Consider the following 16,460-nt stretch of genomic DNA (forward strand, 5'->3'; position numbering starts at 1 on the left):
TTAAAGTTATGTTTTACCGGCAACTTAAGCAACTCGGCGCAGCTGGGACGACACTTGACCTTATTTGGCAGGCAGGCCACAAACAGCAGAGCCAGGTCGTATGGCTGAAACGAATTTGGTGAGAGGTCGTTCTTGGCAAGTAGGTTTCTCTGGGGCAGCTTAAGGCGAGCCTCAATCATAACTTCTAGTAAGTATAGGATAGACCATGACGATTGAGGATTTCGACGGGATTTCACCGGTAATAAGTTCCAGTGCCTGGATTCATAAATCTGCGGCGGTGATTGGGCAAGTTGAGATTGGCGAGCAGTGTAGTATCTGGCCCAATGCTAATTTGAGGGCAGACGAGGGCAGTATTCATATCGGGGATCATTCGAATATTCAGGATGGCAGCACTGTTCATATGACCGGCGGCTTGTCGGTCACTAAGGTTGGCGCCAGAGTGACGGTTGGGCACAATTGTATTCTTCACGGCTGTATCATCGAAGATGACGTCTTGATTGGAATGGGCTCGATTGTGATGGATAACGCGGTGGTGGGAGCGGGGTCATATATTGGGGCCGGTACCTTAATTACCGCGGGAAAAGTGATTCCACCAAAGAGTCTCGTGTTCGGTAACCCTATGCAGATTAAGCGGGCAACCAACGAAAAAGAGGCGATGTGGATCCAGTACGCCTGGAAGCATTACGTGGAGAACAGTCGTAAGTATCTTGCTGGAGAGACTTAGGGTTCAACCTCTGGGATATCTCGGTGTTGAGTGCAGCGTCGTATACCTAGTGTAGTACATTTAATGTAATTAAAAAGTAGGGGAACTCTGCCGTCAGGATCATGCATATGAGTAGTTGTACTTAACGACTTTCTCTCTTGCATCATTTGTGTTCAGCCGGATAGTAGGGCGAGCGATGTCTGTAGAACTAGATAAAAATCTCAATATTGAGTCATTGGAAGAGAGTATCCGGGAAGTGGCCCGGTCTCAGCCTGGTTGCATTCCATATGAGAGTCACCGTCCCATCCGAATACCCGGTCGGCTTCAAGGGCAACCCATTCGTTCCTGCTTGGCCGTTCTATGTCCCCATGTGCCAGCAAGGCAGTGGGATGATGCTTTACGTGAGGGCCGTTTAAGTGTGGATGGGCGAAAGCTGGATCTGGATGAAGCAGCTTTCGGTGGTATGGCTGTGAATTACATCACTCATGGTCGTACTGAGCCCGCCATTGCGACCGATATAAAAATTATTCATATAGATAATGAACTTCTGATTTTGCAAAAGCCCGCTCCTTTGGCTGTGCACCCGTGTGGCCGTTTCAATAAGAACACGCTTTTAGCTTTTGCGAAGATTGCTTGGCCAGACGAAGACTTGAGACCCGCACATCGCATTGATGCAGCTACCACTGGGCTCTTGGTTCTTACACGGAATAAATTGGCGGCTCACTATGTGCAGAGTCAGTTCCAGGGGCGCGAGGTTCATAAGACGTATCTGGTCCGAGTGGAGGGATGTCCTGCGAATGATACCTTCACTTCAGAAGCGAGAATAGACTTAAGCACGGGGGACAAGGGGCGTCGTAAAGTCTCCACCGACGGATCCGCGGCTAAGACAGATTTCGAAGTTGTAGCGCGCTTGAATGATGGAACAAGCTTGCTTTATGCGCATCCGATAAGTGGGCGGACAAACCAGATACGATTGCATCTCCAGGACTGTGGTTTTCCTATCGTAGGAGACAATGCGTACGGGAGCGAAGAGGATGTGGGAACCGGCATGGTATCGCAGGACCAGCTCTTGCACCTGCATGCGCATTCGATTTCTTTTCGGCATCCGTCCGATGAAAGAACTGTCACGTATAAATCAAAACTTCCGCAGTGGGCGGACCGTTCGAAGGATAAAGAGTAGTGGCAATCAAGATGCGCCGAGTCGCATACGTTAGAGTGCCTTAATATGAGGAGTGAATTACAGGGCTTTTGTTCTTCAGTGGGCCAAATCATTGCCACCTGAACGATAGCTTCGTAAACTTATTGTCCATGGAAAAGAAAGCCTATTTGTTCTCATTGGCGCTCGCATGCGTGTTTATGCTTCTGGCAAAGCCCAGTCCGGCGAAGGCTGACGCTGAGATTGATTTCTATGGCTATATTCGGCTCGATTCCGTCTACAATACGAGTCGTTTGAGCTCACCCATTACGCCGCTCTATGCCAAGGCTATTGAAGATGGTGGGAGTAAAGAAGGAACTCTCTACATGAACCCGCGTCTGTCTGGAGTGGGTTTGCGAGCTAAGGGTCCAAACCCTACTGGGTTTGAGTCCTTTGAGCTTGGCGCGAGAATGGAAATTGACTTCCACAATGGCGGACGAGATTCGAGGCAATTGATACGCATGCGCCATGCTTATGCTTTTCTCAAAATGGGACAGTTTCAGATTCTTTTTGGACAAACGTGGCATACGGTAAGTAGACTCTATCCGGCAGGTGCAACCACGTCACTGATCTGGATGGGCGGAAATACCGGTGACAGAGCACCTCAGGTTCGATTGACTCTCAGTGATTCAAATAAAAGAGCCAATTTTCAGATAGATGCTTCGATTCACATGCAAAATGCCGTTGATTCGGGGGACAGCGATGGGGATGCCATTCTCAACGGACCTCAGGCTTCTTTCCCCGGCCTTCAGGGCAGGGCGGCTCTGGGGGTAAAGCTTTGGAGTAAGCAAGAACTTAAGCTTGCCTTCGGTGCCCATGCGGGAATGGGGCGCTATAAGCTCGACGCAGTGGATAAAGACGTAACCTCATTTGGTCTCTTTCTTGAGGTGGTTCTTCCCATTTATGATGGCTATTTCATTCAGGGTGAAATGTATAAAGGCAGCAATGTCTCAGACTTACGGGGTGGCTCAGGGCAAGGGATTTCGACCGCTGGCGAAGAGATAGAGTCGATGGGGTATTGGGTCGAATTGGTGGCATTGCCCACTTCCTGGTTAAAACTATCGCTCGGCACAGGCGAAGACAATCCTGACAATTCAGTTCTTGATTCCGGAGCGCGAACCCTTAATCAAACGGTTTGGGGCCTGATTCATGTAAGACCTTGGAAGAATTTCCGTGTGGGCTTTGAATGGACCCATTTTCAAACCAGTTTTGTTGGCTCCAAGAAGGTGAGCGCAGAGCACGTGGTTAGTCATCTTACCTATTATTTTTAGTCAACATAGCCACTTAAGTGAGCGCCACGAAGATTCGATTTCTTGAGAATTTAGAGGCTCAGATTTTCACATGTTCTGGCAATGGGTTTGATTTTTCCGGCGATTGGCTTCCCGGCCGAGAACTTGCTCTAATCACAAAGAACCAATCTCGGATGGGTGTTGTTTAATTCATTCCGGGCCGGCTTGTTTAGCGATTAGGGAGCCTCATGCGTTCGGTCTCATGAGCATGAACAGAGCAATACTCACGAGATTTTGAGCCGATGAAGCAATACACTAAAGATTACTCCGTTTGGCAGCAGATACTTTGGGTTTGTGATGAGCGAGAGGCGCCGGATAGTACCTACAGGTATTTGGCATTTTTGCATTTGGTCCTCGGGTATTCAATCATTATTGTTCCGACGTTTCTCGTGATGGACCGTTGGGTTGGGTTATCACCATACCCTGAGCTTGCTCAGGAATTGCTTTTCATTTGGAAGATTGCACACGTTGGGTTGCTTGCGTCTGTAGTGACTGCGGCGGTTGCCTCGACGCAATTGCTGGGGGCACCTCGTATGTCCTTGGCGAGAATGGCGACTTATGTCTACGTCATCTTAGATGTGGTCACCACGTTGCTCTTCGCATTGATTCAGGGCTACGACGAGGCAATGCCGCAATTTCTGATTTTTCTGTTTACGGTAATGTTTCGTGCACTTCTACCTTACCGCTATGCTTTCGCCTGCTGTCTGGCCACGGTGTTAACGATGTTTATATTTTGGAGTTGGCTTTACACCATCCCCGACTTGGCAATGTATTTTATTCCACATGCCGACACCGGTTCGTTAAATGCTCTGACCTACTTTTTTGGATTGGCGACCATTGCTTTTATTATGTTGGTACTCTTTTGTGCGGTGAATTATCTCGTGAACCAGCGCAATATTTTGGAAAACTATCTAACGAATCAAGTTCTCGCCCGTTACCTTCCGCCTCGTTTGGTGGCCCAGGCATCAAGTGGCAATCTCGACTTTGAACATGATCCAGAAAGCCGGGTCTTAACTGTTCTCTTTGCCGACTTGGTGGGATTTACGAAGATGTCGACCGAGCTTGGATCAGTTGGCGTGGCAAAAGTGATCAATCAGTTTAGTACTGAGGTCAGTGAGTTGGCTCATTACCACGGAGGGACAGTTGATAAATTTATCGGTGACTGTGTCATGGTGGTTTTTGGTGCACCGGATTCGATGACGACACAGGCTCAGGCATACCGCTGTACCGAAATGGCAGAGCAGATGGTGGAGATGGTTCGGACTATCGACTGGGGAGTTCCTCTAAGTATTAGAGTCGGTATCAGCACCGGTGAAATGGTTGTTGGGCACTTCGGATCGGCTGTGCGGTCTGACTATACGGTGATTGGACCGGCAGTGAATTTGGCCGCGCGACTGGAGACAGTTTGCCCGCCGGGTTGTGTTTTGGTGAGTGAGCATACCGCAGAGCTTTTGGGTGACTCGCGAGCGCTCAAAAAAATAGGGCCGTTGTCGTTGAAGGGCGTTGGGGACGATATCTATGCTTGGAGTTTCAAAGTTCTCTAGGTTTGATTCGGGCGATAAATATTTTGCGGATGACGAAGGCAAATAGGATTGATGCAACTCCTAAAATGATGGTTTGCCGGTCGATAAATAGAGCCAATGACAAGCATCCTACGAGCCCCACCATGGATACCCAGCGCGGGTAAAGCTGGTCTTCTTTGGGCATTTTCAGAGCAGCTAGATTGGTTGTCCCATAATAAATCAAAACACAAAACGCACTAAGCGACCACGTCACCGTGATGTCGCCCGTGCTAACCAATAGGGCAATAAATGCCCCAACAAACCACACAGCGCGTTTAGGGCTCTCTCCAGATGGCGTCAGCACCGATAGGGCTTGAGGCATCTCGTTTCTACGAGCCATGGCCAGTAGCACTCTGGATAAACCAAGCAATAAGTTCAGCAAAACGCCAGTCATGGCGGTAACGGCGCCGATTGCGATAAATTGACCGATTTCAGGCTGCCCCATATAGCGGGCGACTTGTTCCAGTGGTGCATGACCGCGCGTCCCAGCACCAGCAAAGAGGACCGGCCCGACGAGAGCGACCGACACAGTGACCACGGAGATGTAAGTGATCATGGAAACCAAGAGCGTTGCGATGATGGCTCTAGGAATGTTCTTACGAGGCTCAGTGATTTCCTCACCCATGGTCGCGATACGTCCGTATCCGGCGTAGGCGACGAAGGCCAGGGCTGTTGCATGCATAAGTACGCTTGGATCAAGGGGTGAGCTGGTAAATGCCTGCGCGGCGAGGTGCGAGGTTAGGCTGGGATCTGAGAGTGCATGAGCACCGCTGAACACATAGAGACAGAGCGCCACAAACGTGGTGGCGACGATGATGGTGTTAACAGCGCTTGAGCGGCGCATGCCTCCGGCGGCCAATGCTGTGACAAGTGCAACCGCGACAAAGGCAAGGTTTGCAGGGGTCGCCAATGGATGATGAATTTCGAGGACTGCTCTGAAGTAGCTTGCTAAGCCTAGCGCAGCTGTTGCAGCCGAGGCACTTTTAGCAACAAGAAACATCCAGCCGGCAGTATAGCCAGCCAATGGGTGGACGTAGTGGTGACCATATTCATAGGTCCCGCCGCTCACGGGATGTGCGGCTGCGAGCTGTGCACTCGATAGGCCATTGCAGGCGGCAAGAAGCCCCGCAAGGGTTACCGCGAGAGGCGCCCATATACCGGCGATGTCGGTAACAAGTGTGAGGCTTACAAATACTCCGGTTCCGAGAATGGATCCCAGCCCTAGGCCAACCGCGCCAAATACACCGATAACACGCTGGAGACTGGCGGCTTGATTAGACTTTCCTGTCATCATCTATCCTTGGCTTAGGTTGCCAGGGATTTCGCCGATTATGAGCCAGTCGTCAATACTGTTTTGGGCAAATGGGAGTTTATATATGGTGCAGTGCTGATTGTAGATAAGTTCGCAGGTTCTTGCCGGGCGTTAAAGACGCGTGAGCTTATTCATGATGCTCAGCGCTCCGATTCGCCAAGACTCTGCAAGAAGAATATCTTTAATAATCTTATTGCGTAGCTGCTCAAACCAGCTGGGGTTTTGGGGAATCAAGGTCTCATAAGGGGCTGAGTTGGTCTCCGACGAGAAGATAGCATTGAAGTTTTCATGAGATTCGGTAGCTGCCTGCTTGTCCTTAACTGCAATTGAGAACTCTCGAAAGGCTCCAGCGAGGCTTGCGATATCGAAGTTGGTACTGCCGCCAAACACAATTTTTTCATCGACAATAATGGTCTTCACGTGTTGCTGCTGAGGCTCAATAGGGTTTTCAGTACCACCATCGTTCTGTGTGTCACCTGGCAGCTGAGCTCGCCAACGAATCATTGATTCGACCTGCTCTGGGGTAAGACCGGCATCATCCATGAAATAGCCAAGCGTTGCATTCATCGGAACCTTTTGGCCCACTGAATCCATTAAAATTCTAACGTTCACGCCGCGCTTAACTGCCGCTGCCAGTGCTCTGCCTATCTCCGGGCTGTAAGCGAGAAATTGGTACATGTCGATAGAGTCGGTTGCGCTCTCTATTAAGCTCAGCACGGTATGTTCGATATTACGAATGGAATCATCTGCATTGTTTTCGGCGATGAGTACGCTGGCGTTACCCACAACCTCGCAGGTTGTTCTTTCGGTTCCATCGCGGCGATTGCGCATGGTCTGGACCATGTCTGAAAACCAGCCGTCTGCGGGCTGTGAATTGTTGACCTTCTCCGAGAGAGCGAGCTCATGTGCGAGTTCCATGTCTGGTAAGTAGGACAGCATTGAAGCGGCCGCAGCAGGACCTTTAACGCGCATGACTTCATCGTAAAAAAATGAGCCGCCAGAGTCGACGGTATTTTTTGAACCCACCCACATCTGAGGCTTGGTGGTTAGGCCGTCAGCAATGACGATTTTACTGTGGTCAGACTTTGCCTCTAACGAGAGGGGAGCATCTACGAGGTTGTCAAAGATTCTCGTGATTTGTTCGAGGCCAAATGGGAGGCCCGAGGGTCTTTTTTTGATTTGTGCACGCATCACCGTAAGATTCTCATTTTGATGCGAGTGCGCTTCCAGCGCTTCCCACAGTGGGTCCATTTCAAAGCCAGATGAAAATCGGTTATCGGTATCTCTCACGAGAACGACCTTAACTCCTCGTTCTGATGCCAGTAGAAGCTCTTTGGCGATATCTAGTCCCCACGTGCCGCCCATCAAAAAGATATCGATGTACAACGTTTCCTCAGCGCTACGGATGGTCTCTCGCAGGCTCTGTGCCATCGGCTGTTCAAGAATTGGATTGTTTACTTCCCAGGCATGGGAAGCCTCTGGGTTTGAGATGACTTGTGCGATGGCTTCTGGAGTGAAGTAGTTGGTGTCTTTGATCCAGCGAATCATTTCAGCATTGTTATTTTGGAGGTCGGCATTGTGCGAAATGATAGAAACGTCGTTGCCAGGGACCCAGTGATTGAGTGCTCGTTTTGATTCAATGGCTGAGTCGACGGGGCGTGTACCGAGTAGGGGCGTGATATCGACAGTCTTCACTTCCGAGCTGCTACTGGCTGCCGTTGTGGACGTGGTCTCGTGGGTTCGGGCACCAAAGGCACCGCTTAAAGGGGAACCATAGGCTGCTCTGGTAGACCGAGGCTGTGCACTGACCATGTGGTCCTGCATTGTCACGGCTGCGGAAGTACTGCTGGGCCCCAGAGGTGAAGGAGCCGGAATGGTCTGTGTTAGCGCTGCACTTGGGATGGCGTGGGGTGTAATACTGATGGGCATGTCGGTTACTCTTTCTTTTGGTTTCAGTTGACATTATCGACTCACGGGTAGGTTGGTTGCTATTTTTTACTCTTTTGTTTGTGTTTCGTGCCATATTGTCTTCTTATTTCAATAAAATCAGTAACTTAGGTTCTGGCCCGGAGTGTTCATCACTGCGTCCTGCGCGTTTGCTGGCCGTCGGGGATGGGGCTAAGCTGCCAGCGACCTTCACTCTTAGGAAGCTCTTTCTCAGGGTGAAGTTAGGTGACGGTAGAGCGGCTGCATTCTCAGATGCACCGAGAACGAAGGGTGTGCTTGATGTCGAAGGTTCAGTTTAATGAGGAAGAAAAGTCCATCTTATGTGAAAAAATTCAAGCGTACTGCGCGGATGAACTTGATCAACCACTCGGCCGCTTAGGAGCCGAAACCTTTCTAGAATTCATTTCAGAACAAATGGGTGGATATTTTTATAATCGGGGTATTTATGACGCGAAGGACGCCATCGAGTCCAGGCTCAGCGACACCGTTTCCGACGCTGTTTTTGCGATAGAGCAGCCAACTGATTTTCGCAGGACCATGGGATAATTCAGCTTTTAGAGTATCCCGCCCGTATACAGGCCACTGGATCTAATAGGCACTTCCAAGAGGGGTTTCATCCCTCATTTATGACCAAATTATGCTTTTTTGGATAAAAACTACATATTGTTTTATGTTTCGCAGAACGCGTAAAACAGGCAGGAGTCCTTCTATCTATCTGTTATGCGGTAAAGTTAGGCCGAAGCATGTCATTTGAATGCTTGGGTGGCTCTTGATTGTCCAGACAAAAGGGAGCATTATGTAGAAAATGTACAAGAAGGGGGCACGATGAGCGTGCTAGACTCCATACGCAGCGGCTACGATGGTTTACGTAAATCTGAGCAGAAGGTGGCTGATCTCATCTTGGCAGATCCGAGCGTCCTGGGCCGGAACAATATGGTCAGTCTGGCTGAGCAGGCAGGTGTGAGCCAGCCTACGGTCGCTAGACTTTGTAAGCAGGTTGGCTGTTCTGGCTTCACTGAAATGAAGCTTCGAATGATTCAAGAGGTCGCAGCCGGAGCTCCATTTGTGCCGAGCCACGTGGATGTTCGAGACGATGCAAAGCAGCTGACGAATAAGATTTTTACGATGGCGGCTTCAACGCTCCTCAGCGTTCGCGACAGTCTTGATATTGCGAGTGTAGAACGGGCCGGCAAGATGCTGGCTGCTGCACCTCGCATTGAGTTTTTTGGCTGTGGCACTTCAGGTGTTGTAGCGCAGGACGCTTACCACCGGTTTTGCCGGTTAGATATCCGGTGCGGGTTTCACCAGGACTCGGTGATGCAAAGCGTGGCTTCATCAACTCTTGGCGCCGACGAAGTTGCGGTGATTGTGTCGTATACCGGCAGAACCCGAAGCACCGTAGAACTCGCCAGAGTATGCCGTGAAATGGGTGGGTCCGTGATTGGCATTACTGCCGAGGCAAGCCCGCTGGCGAAGTATTGCGACGTCGTTTTGGACGCTAGAATTACCGAAGACGCTGAAATTTATTTACCCACATCGTCTAGGTTAGCGCAGCTGGCCATCGTCGACGTGTTGGCAGCCTCGGTATTCCTGAAGCGGGGTGAGAGCGAGGGACGACGTCTACAGGCCGTCAAGCAAGCCGTTCGTTCTACGCGTTTAGGGGAAGCGGTTACAATGGAAGAGAACGGAGAGACCGATGTTGGTTGATTCAGAAATATCCCAAGATTTCGATATGGTCATTTTTGGAGGCACGGGCGACCTTGCACTTAAGAAATTATTGCCAGCCTTATTTTATTGCGAACTTGATAAGAGGCTAGGAGACGGACGCATCTTATGTGTGTCGCGCACCCAGCTAACCCGGGACGACTATGTCGCTCAAATTAAACCTGCATTAAAGGAGTCCCTTGGAGAGCATTATGACTCTGCTGCCTGGCAGAGGTTTGAGGACCGCTTAGAATATGTATTGGTGGATGTAACCATTGCGGAAACGTTCGCTTCTCTGAAAGCCCTTTTGGCCGGTTCGGGGACTGCGCAAAGGCCTCGGATTTATTATTTCGCGATGGCGCCAGGCTTATTCGGAGTCTTGGCCAACAACTTATCTGAAGCCGGATTAGTATGTGACCAATGTAGGGTCGTTCTCGAAAAGCCTCTCGGCCACGACCTGGCATCATCAAGGGCTATTAATGACCAAATTGCCGATGTTTTTGAGGAAAGACAGGTTTTTCGAATCGACCACTATCTGGGCAAGGAAACCGTTCAGAATCTTCTGGCGCTTCGGTTTGCAAATAGCCTTTTCGAGCCTCTGTGGAGCGCATCACACATTGACCACGTTCAAATCACCGTGGCTGAAAAAATAGGTGTTGAAGGGCGCTGGTCCTATTATGACGAGTCTGGGGCTTTACGCGATATGGTTCAGAACCATTTGTTGCAGCTGCTCTGCTTGGTCGCAATGGAGCCGCCTGCTTCTCTTGATCCGGATGCTGTGAGAGATGAGAAACTCAAAGTATTGAGGGCACTCGAACCATTAACGGGAGACAACTCTAAGAATTTCACGGTCCGTGGGCAGTACCGGGCGGGTGCTATCGATGGTTTGCCAGTTCCCGGTTACTTGGAAGAGGACGATAGCCGCGATGAGAGTATCCGAGAAACGTTTGTAGCAATTCGCACAGAGATCAATAATTGGCGTTGGTCGGGCGTGCCTTTCTATTTACGCACCGGTAAGCGTCTTCCAAGGCGCGTATCCGAAATAGTGATTCAGTTTAAGGAGGTCCCGCATTGGCTCTTTCGCGCGGACGTCGGTACTCGCCGCGGGAACCAGCTCATCATACGCCTACAGCCCGATGAGGGCGTTCAGTTGTCTATCCAAAACAAGGTTCCCGGCGCGGGACCCTTCAAGCTAAAGCAAGCGCCTTTGAATTTGTCTTTCGCGGATGCTTTTGAAGGCCGCCAACCCTATGCATACGAACGGTTACTTCTGGATGTCATTAAAGGAAAGTCCACACTCTTTATGAGACGCGACGAAGTAGACATGGCTTGGACATGGATTGATGGATTGCTCAATGCATGGGCGGATGACCCCAGTAAACCCAAGGCATACACTTCAGGTTCTTGGGGGCCGTCGGCCGCTGTGGCGCTTATCGAGCGCGACGGACGAACTTGGAACGAGGAAAGTGGAGATTGATGATGAGCCGGGAAATAGAAGATATCCGAAGAGACTTTGAGTCTCGAGAGATTATGGCTGAAAATTTGGCTGATGCTGTGGCCACTCGTTTAAGGGAAGGCATTAAAGCGAGAGGCCAAGTATACCTTAGCGTTGGTGGTGGCCGCTTTCCTAAGCCCTTTTTTCAGCGTTTATCCCTTCGGGCTATCGAGTGGTCGAAGGTTGTCGTGGTTCTTGGTGATGAGCGGTGGGTGACCCCTGATGATGCCGCGAGTAACGAAAAATTGGTCAGAGATAACCTGCTTTGTGCAGGAGCGTCTGTTGCGGGATTTATTGGTCTCAAAACGAGTCACGACGACCCGGAGAAAGGCTTGCCTGAAATAGAGAAGCGGCTCGCCGTTTTGCCTGATCTTCTAGATGTTACGATTTTAGGAATGGGTGAAGACGGGCACACTGCATCTTTGTTTCCGTCGGCTTTTCCTCACGAGTTAAGCCAGGCTCTGAGCCCGGTAGGAGGCGAGCAGGCAGCGCTCATGAATCCGAGTGTTTCGGATGTGCCTCGGATAAGCCTCACGCTGCCACGTATAAAGGCAAGCCGTTGGATTGTCGTCGCAGCTCCGGGTGAGGCCAAGCTTCACACCTTTGAGCAGGCGATGCGGGGTAATGATATTCAGGCAATGCCAGTTCGAGCGATATTAAAAGATGAGAATGTACCCGTCGAGTTTTGGTGGGCTCCTTAGAAGTGAGTGGAAGTAAAATGCATACGACGTTAAAAGACGTGACTGACCGTATTATAGAGCGCTCGAAGAACGCGAGGTCTCAATACCTTGCTAGAATTGACCGCGCGATGGAGCAGGGACGCTACCGTTCGGGCTTGTCATGCGGCAATCTTGCTCATGGATTTGCAGCCTGTTCGAGCGATGCAAAAAAGGGGTTGCGGTCGCAAACAGCTGCCAATGTCGCAATTGTTTCTTCCTATAATGACATGCTCTCAGCGCATAAGCCTTTTGAGCGATTTCCCGATATTATCCGGCAAGCTGCGAAAGACGCGGGCGGCGTTGCGCAGTTTGCAGGCGGTGTACCTGCAATGTGTGATGGGGTGACTCAGGGTCAGCCGGGGATGGAGCTTTCCTTATTTTCTCGTGACTTGGTGGCCATGGCGACGGCAGTAGCTCTTTCACACAATATGTTCGACGCGGTTTTATGCCTCGGTGTGTGTGATAAAATTGTACCGGGCTTGTTGATTGGTGCGCTTTCTTTTGGGCATTTGCCAACCGTTTTCGTGCCGGCCGGTCCGATGGATTCCGGTCTTCCTAACAAAGAAAAGGCCCGCATTCGCCAGCTCTTTGCCGAAGGTAAGATAACACGAGAGCAGCTTTTGGACGCTGAGTCGAAGTCATATCACTCTGCCGGGACTTGCACTTTTTATGGCACCGCTAACTCGAATCAGATGATGATGGAGCTGATGGGGCTCCATGTACCGGGCTCAGCTTTTATCAAGCCGACCGACCCCTTACGAGACCAGCTCACCCGTGCCGCAACTGAGCGGGCACTGAACATGACCCGTGGCGGGGATGATTATAAGCCTCTTGGCCATGTGGTCGATGAACGGGCAATTGTGAATGCCATCGTTGGATTGTTGGCTACGGGCGGTTCAACGAATCACACCCTTCATCTGGTAGCGATAGGCAGGGCGGCTGGAGTGATCATTAACTGGGATGACTTTTCTGAGCTTTCTAAAGTGGTTCCCTTATTGGCCCGCATTTACCCTAACGGCCCAGCAGACGTGAACCATTTTCACGATGCCGGTGGTCTTGGTTTTGTGATTCGCGAGTTACTTGATGCCGGGCTCTTACATGAGGACATTTTAACAGTTTCAGCCGATGGATTTAGAGCATACACCACTCAGCCAGCACTTAAAGATGGCGACTTGGTATGGGAGCCTCTGCCCAAGCTCAGTGGTGATAGAGACATTGTTCGTGAGTACACGGAACCCTTTCAGGCCAATGGTGGAATGAGTGTATTGGACGGGAACCTCGGACGAGCCGTCATGAAGACCTCCGCGGTTTTACCAGAGCATCGCACCATCGAGGCGCCCGCACGGGTCTTTGATTGTCAGCGCAGCATGCTCGAGGCATTTGAAAAAGGAGAGCTTAATAAGGATGTCGTTTGCGTGGTTCGGTACCAGGGCCCGAGGGCGAATGGGATGCCAGAGCTGCATAAGTTGATGCCGTCATTGAGGGTCCTGCAGGCCCGAGGTTACAACGTCGCCCTTGTTACAGACGGTCGCCTATCGGGTGCTTCCGGGGCTGTTCCCGCCGCGATCCATGTTACGCCGGAATGTCTCGACGGAGGACCTTTGTCCAAGGTCAGAGATGGCGACATCATATCCATTGATGCGGAAAAAGGTGTTTTAGAAGTTTCTGGTGATGGGCTGGATTTAATCTCGCGTATAGAAGAGACACCAGACTTAAGCGGCAATCAAACGGGCATGGGTCGAGAGCTTTTTGAAGGTTTTCGCAGAGTCGCTACGGGGGCCGAGCAGGGCGCCATGGTGTTGTCCGTTACACAAGAGGAACTCAGTCATGTCTAGAACGTTAGAAATTTTACAAAAGGCCCCCATACTTCCCGTCTTAGTGATTGAGCGAATCGAGGATGCGGTCCCTTTGGCACGGGCATTGGCAGCTGGCGGGCTTCCCGTTTTAGAGGTTACGTTGCGCACAGGCGTGGCTCTTGAAGCGATCAAAAGAATCAAGGACGAAGTTGAGGGAGTTTATTGCGGTGCCGGTACGGTGACCCATGGGCGCATGGTTGAGGCATTGGAAGAGGTAAGTGCCGACTTTGCTGTGTCTCCAGGGTACACGATGAGCCTGGGCGATGCCTTACGTTTATCGCGGATACCCTTGTTGCCCGGTGTGGCGACGGCCTCTGAGCTTATGGTCTGCTTAGACCGTGGCTATTCCTGCTTTAAGTTTTTCCCTGCGGAAGCCAATGGCGGCACGAAAATGTTAAAAGCATTCGGTGGGCCTTTCCCTGATGCGAAGTTTTGTCCGACGGGAGGGATCACGCCTTCTAACTTAAAGAGTTACCTGGATATACCTTCCGTGGTGACCGCAGGTGGTAGCTGGATTGCACCGAAGGATGCAATTGAACGTAAGGATTGGGATTTTATAACCGCTGAAGCTGAGCGTGTGGTCGCATTGGTGAACGATTGAATTAGATTTTAGAGTCAAGGTGAGAGCACGCCTGGTTACCTCTTAGCCGGCAATTCTACTCATCTCTTGCCTATTTTTTTCACGCATGAGTAGGTACAAGTTCATTTTATCTTTACCTTTAACTTCGATAAGACCTCGGTCTTCGAAATAGAATTTATCGCGAAGTTGCATGTACGTCGCCTCGGACACTTGAATGTGTTCAGGCAGGCCATGGGATTCCATGCGGCTTGCAGTATTCACCGCATCGCCCCATACATCGTAGGCAAACTTCTTAACCCCAATGACTCCTGCGATGGCAGAGCCTGTGTGGATACCAATTCGAATTTTGAGAGGAAAGGATGACAACCTATTAAACTCGTTCATGACTTCCTGCATTTCCAGCGCCATCCGAGCCATGTCCTGTGCATGAAAGTCACGCTTCACGGGCAGTCCACCTACAACCATGTAGGCATCGCCAATCGTCTTAATCTTTTCCAAATCGTATTTCTCAACCAATTCATCGAATGCGGAAAATATTTCATTCAATATAGTTAAGACACTCTCTGGCTCGGCTTCTGCGCAGGCCCTGGTAAAGCCAACGAGGTCGGCAAAGAGAATCGTTACGGATTGAAACCCATCAACAATATTGGATTCACCTCGCTTGAGTCTCTTTGCGATGCTGAGCGGGAGAATATTGGTCAGTAGATTTTCAGATCGTTCATATTCCATTTCATATTGCGAAATGAAAAATCGGCAGGCCACAAAAACGATGGCGAACGTGCCGAGGATATTCATGGTGAAAAAACCAAGCATTGTATCGCTGGTGATTTGAACCGCATGACCTCGTATGGTGTCGTCCAGCGTGACCAGCAGAATAAACGTGGCGATATAGAGAACCATCCAGCGACCCGTCTGCCGAGCCGATTGAAACAAAGCTGCACCAAGTGGTGCCAGAAAGCCCCAGATCATCACAACGCCTGAGGCGAGTATCCCACCGAGCTGCCAGTGGAGGCCAAACGGTAGAGCGAAAATTAGAACAAGCTGAATATTAAGAAAGAGTCGGTAATGTTTGGTTGCGCAGCAGACAACGATGGCGACGCCGATGATCGCGCTGTAGAGGAGTGGAATAAGCGCGGATTGCTCAAACCCGAGCAGGTAATACATGGCGGACCAGATTAGACCAGCTATTGTGGTGAGTATCGATATTAAGAGGAGTGTCGACTTCTGAAGGATAGTGGAGGAATCGTCCTGGTCGGTTGCAATTGCCTCTCCGAGAAGCTGGAATGCTCGATGTCTGTTCATTAATAGAAGCAACCTACGGTGGAAGAATTATCTTCCTCTTCAGGCTATCAAGTGTCCAGGTCCCTGTAAATTTTATGAATTTAGGCAAACCCGCAAAGGAATTGTTTAAATTTTATATTCAACGAGTTGCTGGTTGAAAGCACCTTCATCGATACACCTTTTACCATATGTTTGGTAACCGGGGGCTACTTTTAAATCTAGTGCGAGGAGCACAGTGGGGAGACTTGGCCGACTACATCAGTCCGGCCTTGTTCGATATTATACCCGCTAACCAGCTACGTAAGCAGGGTGTAGAACTCGCACGAGGACTCCTGCGGCCCGGCCAATGGAGGAAAGATCGGCGCCCTAACGCGGAGACACTCCAGCGAGCCTTCCCGAAATTGAAGATAACGCAAGTGGAACCGCAGCATGTTCAAGGCCTCGCCGATGAGGATAAGCGTTTGGAACGCGGGACTCTTCTCTTAGAACTCTATTTTTATCAAATCCTCAAGCTCCCCGAGGCATGGCTGGACCTTCGCACCAATCGATTTTCATCTCCCCAAGAGGAACTGGTTTGGGACCCAGTCGGTCTGCGGGTGCAGTGGGATCCTGAATTTCTCAATGCACTACGTGACCTGTATTGCGGTTTTTATCGCGACGACCCCATCGCCTTTGAGGATGGTTTGCGACGGCTGAACCTTTATCCGGCTCGGGAGATTTTCATAGAGCACTTTGGCAGCGGAGACCAAACAAGTGTGCAGTTTAGTCTCAGACATTTCCACGAGACATTTCATAAAACATTTTTGGTCTGCAAGAA

Annotated in this window: 14 protein-coding genes; 11 read left to right on the forward strand and 3 right to left on the reverse strand. The window is 50.4% G+C overall.

Annotated features, from left to right (window positions below):
* The first annotated feature begins 205 nt into the window (after window positions 1–205).
* The 4 genes from HOK28_24160 to HOK28_24175 all read left to right on the forward strand — a co-directional run bounded on the left by HOK28_24160 (window position 206) and on the right by HOK28_24175 (window position 4,731).
* Window positions 206–724, forward strand: a complete 519-nt coding sequence (locus HOK28_24160; protein MBT6436205.1) for a gamma carbonic anhydrase family protein — start codon at window positions 206–208, stop codon at window positions 722–724.
* Window positions 725–899: 175 nt separating this feature from the next.
* Complete coding sequence (locus HOK28_24165; GenBank protein MBT6436206.1) at window positions 900–1,883, forward strand: RluA family pseudouridine synthase; 984 nt, start codon at window positions 900–902, stop codon at window positions 1,881–1,883.
* A gap of 128 nt (window positions 1,884–2,011) precedes the next feature.
* Entirely contained in the window at window positions 2,012–3,169 is a 1,158-nt protein-coding gene (locus HOK28_24170) for a hypothetical protein (GenBank protein MBT6436207.1), read from the forward strand.
* A gap of 260 nt (window positions 3,170–3,429) precedes the next feature.
* A complete protein-coding gene (locus HOK28_24175; protein ID MBT6436208.1) occupies window positions 3,430–4,731 on the forward strand; it encodes an adenylate/guanylate cyclase domain-containing protein in 1,302 nt (433 codons plus the stop codon).
* On the opposite strand, the gene HOK28_24180 is transcribed toward HOK28_24175, so the two are convergent.
* Window positions 4,718–6,040: an amino acid permease gene (locus tag HOK28_24180; protein MBT6436209.1), complete on the reverse strand. Its 1,323-nt coding sequence runs from the start codon at window positions 6,038–6,040 to the stop codon at window positions 4,718–4,720. The two genes, HOK28_24175 and HOK28_24180, sit on opposite strands and share 14 nt — an antisense overlap.
* A 132-nt stretch (window positions 6,041–6,172) precedes the next feature.
* Window positions 6,173–7,990 carry a phosphatidylserine/phosphatidylglycerophosphate/cardiolipin synthase family protein gene (locus tag HOK28_24185; protein MBT6436210.1) on the reverse strand — a complete coding sequence of 606 codons (1,818 nt, stop codon included), beginning with the start codon at window positions 7,988–7,990 and terminating at the stop codon, window positions 6,173–6,175.
* Window positions 7,991–8,287: 297 nt separating this feature from the next.
* Here HOK28_24185 and HOK28_24190 point away from each other — a divergent pair, with 297 nt between their 5' ends.
* The 6 genes from HOK28_24190 to HOK28_24215 all read left to right on the forward strand — a co-directional run bounded on the left by HOK28_24190 (window position 8,288) and on the right by HOK28_24215 (window position 14,383).
* On the forward strand, window positions 8,288–8,554 hold the full coding sequence (locus tag HOK28_24190; GenBank protein MBT6436211.1) for a DUF2164 domain-containing protein: 267 nt from the start codon (window positions 8,288–8,290) through the stop codon (window positions 8,552–8,554).
* A gap of 279 nt (window positions 8,555–8,833) precedes the next feature.
* On the forward strand, window positions 8,834–9,715 hold the full coding sequence (locus HOK28_24195) for an SIS domain-containing protein (protein ID MBT6436212.1): 882 nt from the start codon (window positions 8,834–8,836) through the stop codon (window positions 9,713–9,715).
* Entirely contained in the window at window positions 9,705–11,189 is a 1,485-nt protein-coding gene (gene zwf / locus HOK28_24200) for a glucose-6-phosphate dehydrogenase (GenBank protein ID MBT6436213.1), read from the forward strand. The genes HOK28_24195 and zwf overlap by 11 nt, the downstream gene beginning before the upstream one ends.
* 2 nt (window positions 11,190–11,191) lie before the next feature.
* A complete protein-coding gene (gene pgl, locus HOK28_24205; protein MBT6436214.1) occupies window positions 11,192–11,908 on the forward strand; it encodes a 6-phosphogluconolactonase in 717 nt (238 codons plus the stop codon).
* A 17-nt stretch (window positions 11,909–11,925) separates the two neighbouring features.
* The gene (locus tag HOK28_24210) at window positions 11,926–13,761 is read left to right on the forward strand and encodes a phosphogluconate dehydratase (protein MBT6436215.1); all 1,836 of its coding nucleotides are present in this window, start codon (window positions 11,926–11,928) and stop codon (window positions 13,759–13,761) included.
* Window positions 13,754–14,383: a bifunctional 4-hydroxy-2-oxoglutarate aldolase/2-dehydro-3-deoxy-phosphogluconate aldolase gene (locus HOK28_24215; GenBank protein MBT6436216.1), complete on the forward strand. Its 630-nt coding sequence runs from the start codon at window positions 13,754–13,756 to the stop codon at window positions 14,381–14,383. The genes HOK28_24210 and HOK28_24215 overlap by 8 nt, the downstream gene beginning before the upstream one ends.
* Before the next feature lie 42 nt (window positions 14,384–14,425).
* Here HOK28_24215 and HOK28_24220 read toward each other — a convergent pair whose 3' ends face one another.
* A complete protein-coding gene (locus tag HOK28_24220; protein ID MBT6436217.1) occupies window positions 14,426–15,664 on the reverse strand; it encodes an adenylate/guanylate cyclase domain-containing protein in 1,239 nt (412 codons plus the stop codon).
* A 224-nt stretch (window positions 15,665–15,888) separates the two neighbouring features.
* On the opposite strand from HOK28_24220, the gene HOK28_24225 reads away from it, so the two are divergent.
* Window positions 15,889–16,460: hypothetical protein (locus HOK28_24225; GenBank protein MBT6436218.1), on the forward strand; the 572-nt coding region annotated here is incomplete at its 3' end.

This window comes from Deltaproteobacteria bacterium, from assembly GCA_018668695.1.
In the GTDB taxonomy this organism is placed as follows: domain Bacteria; phylum Myxococcota; class XYA12-FULL-58-9; order XYA12-FULL-58-9; family JABJBS01; genus JABJBS01.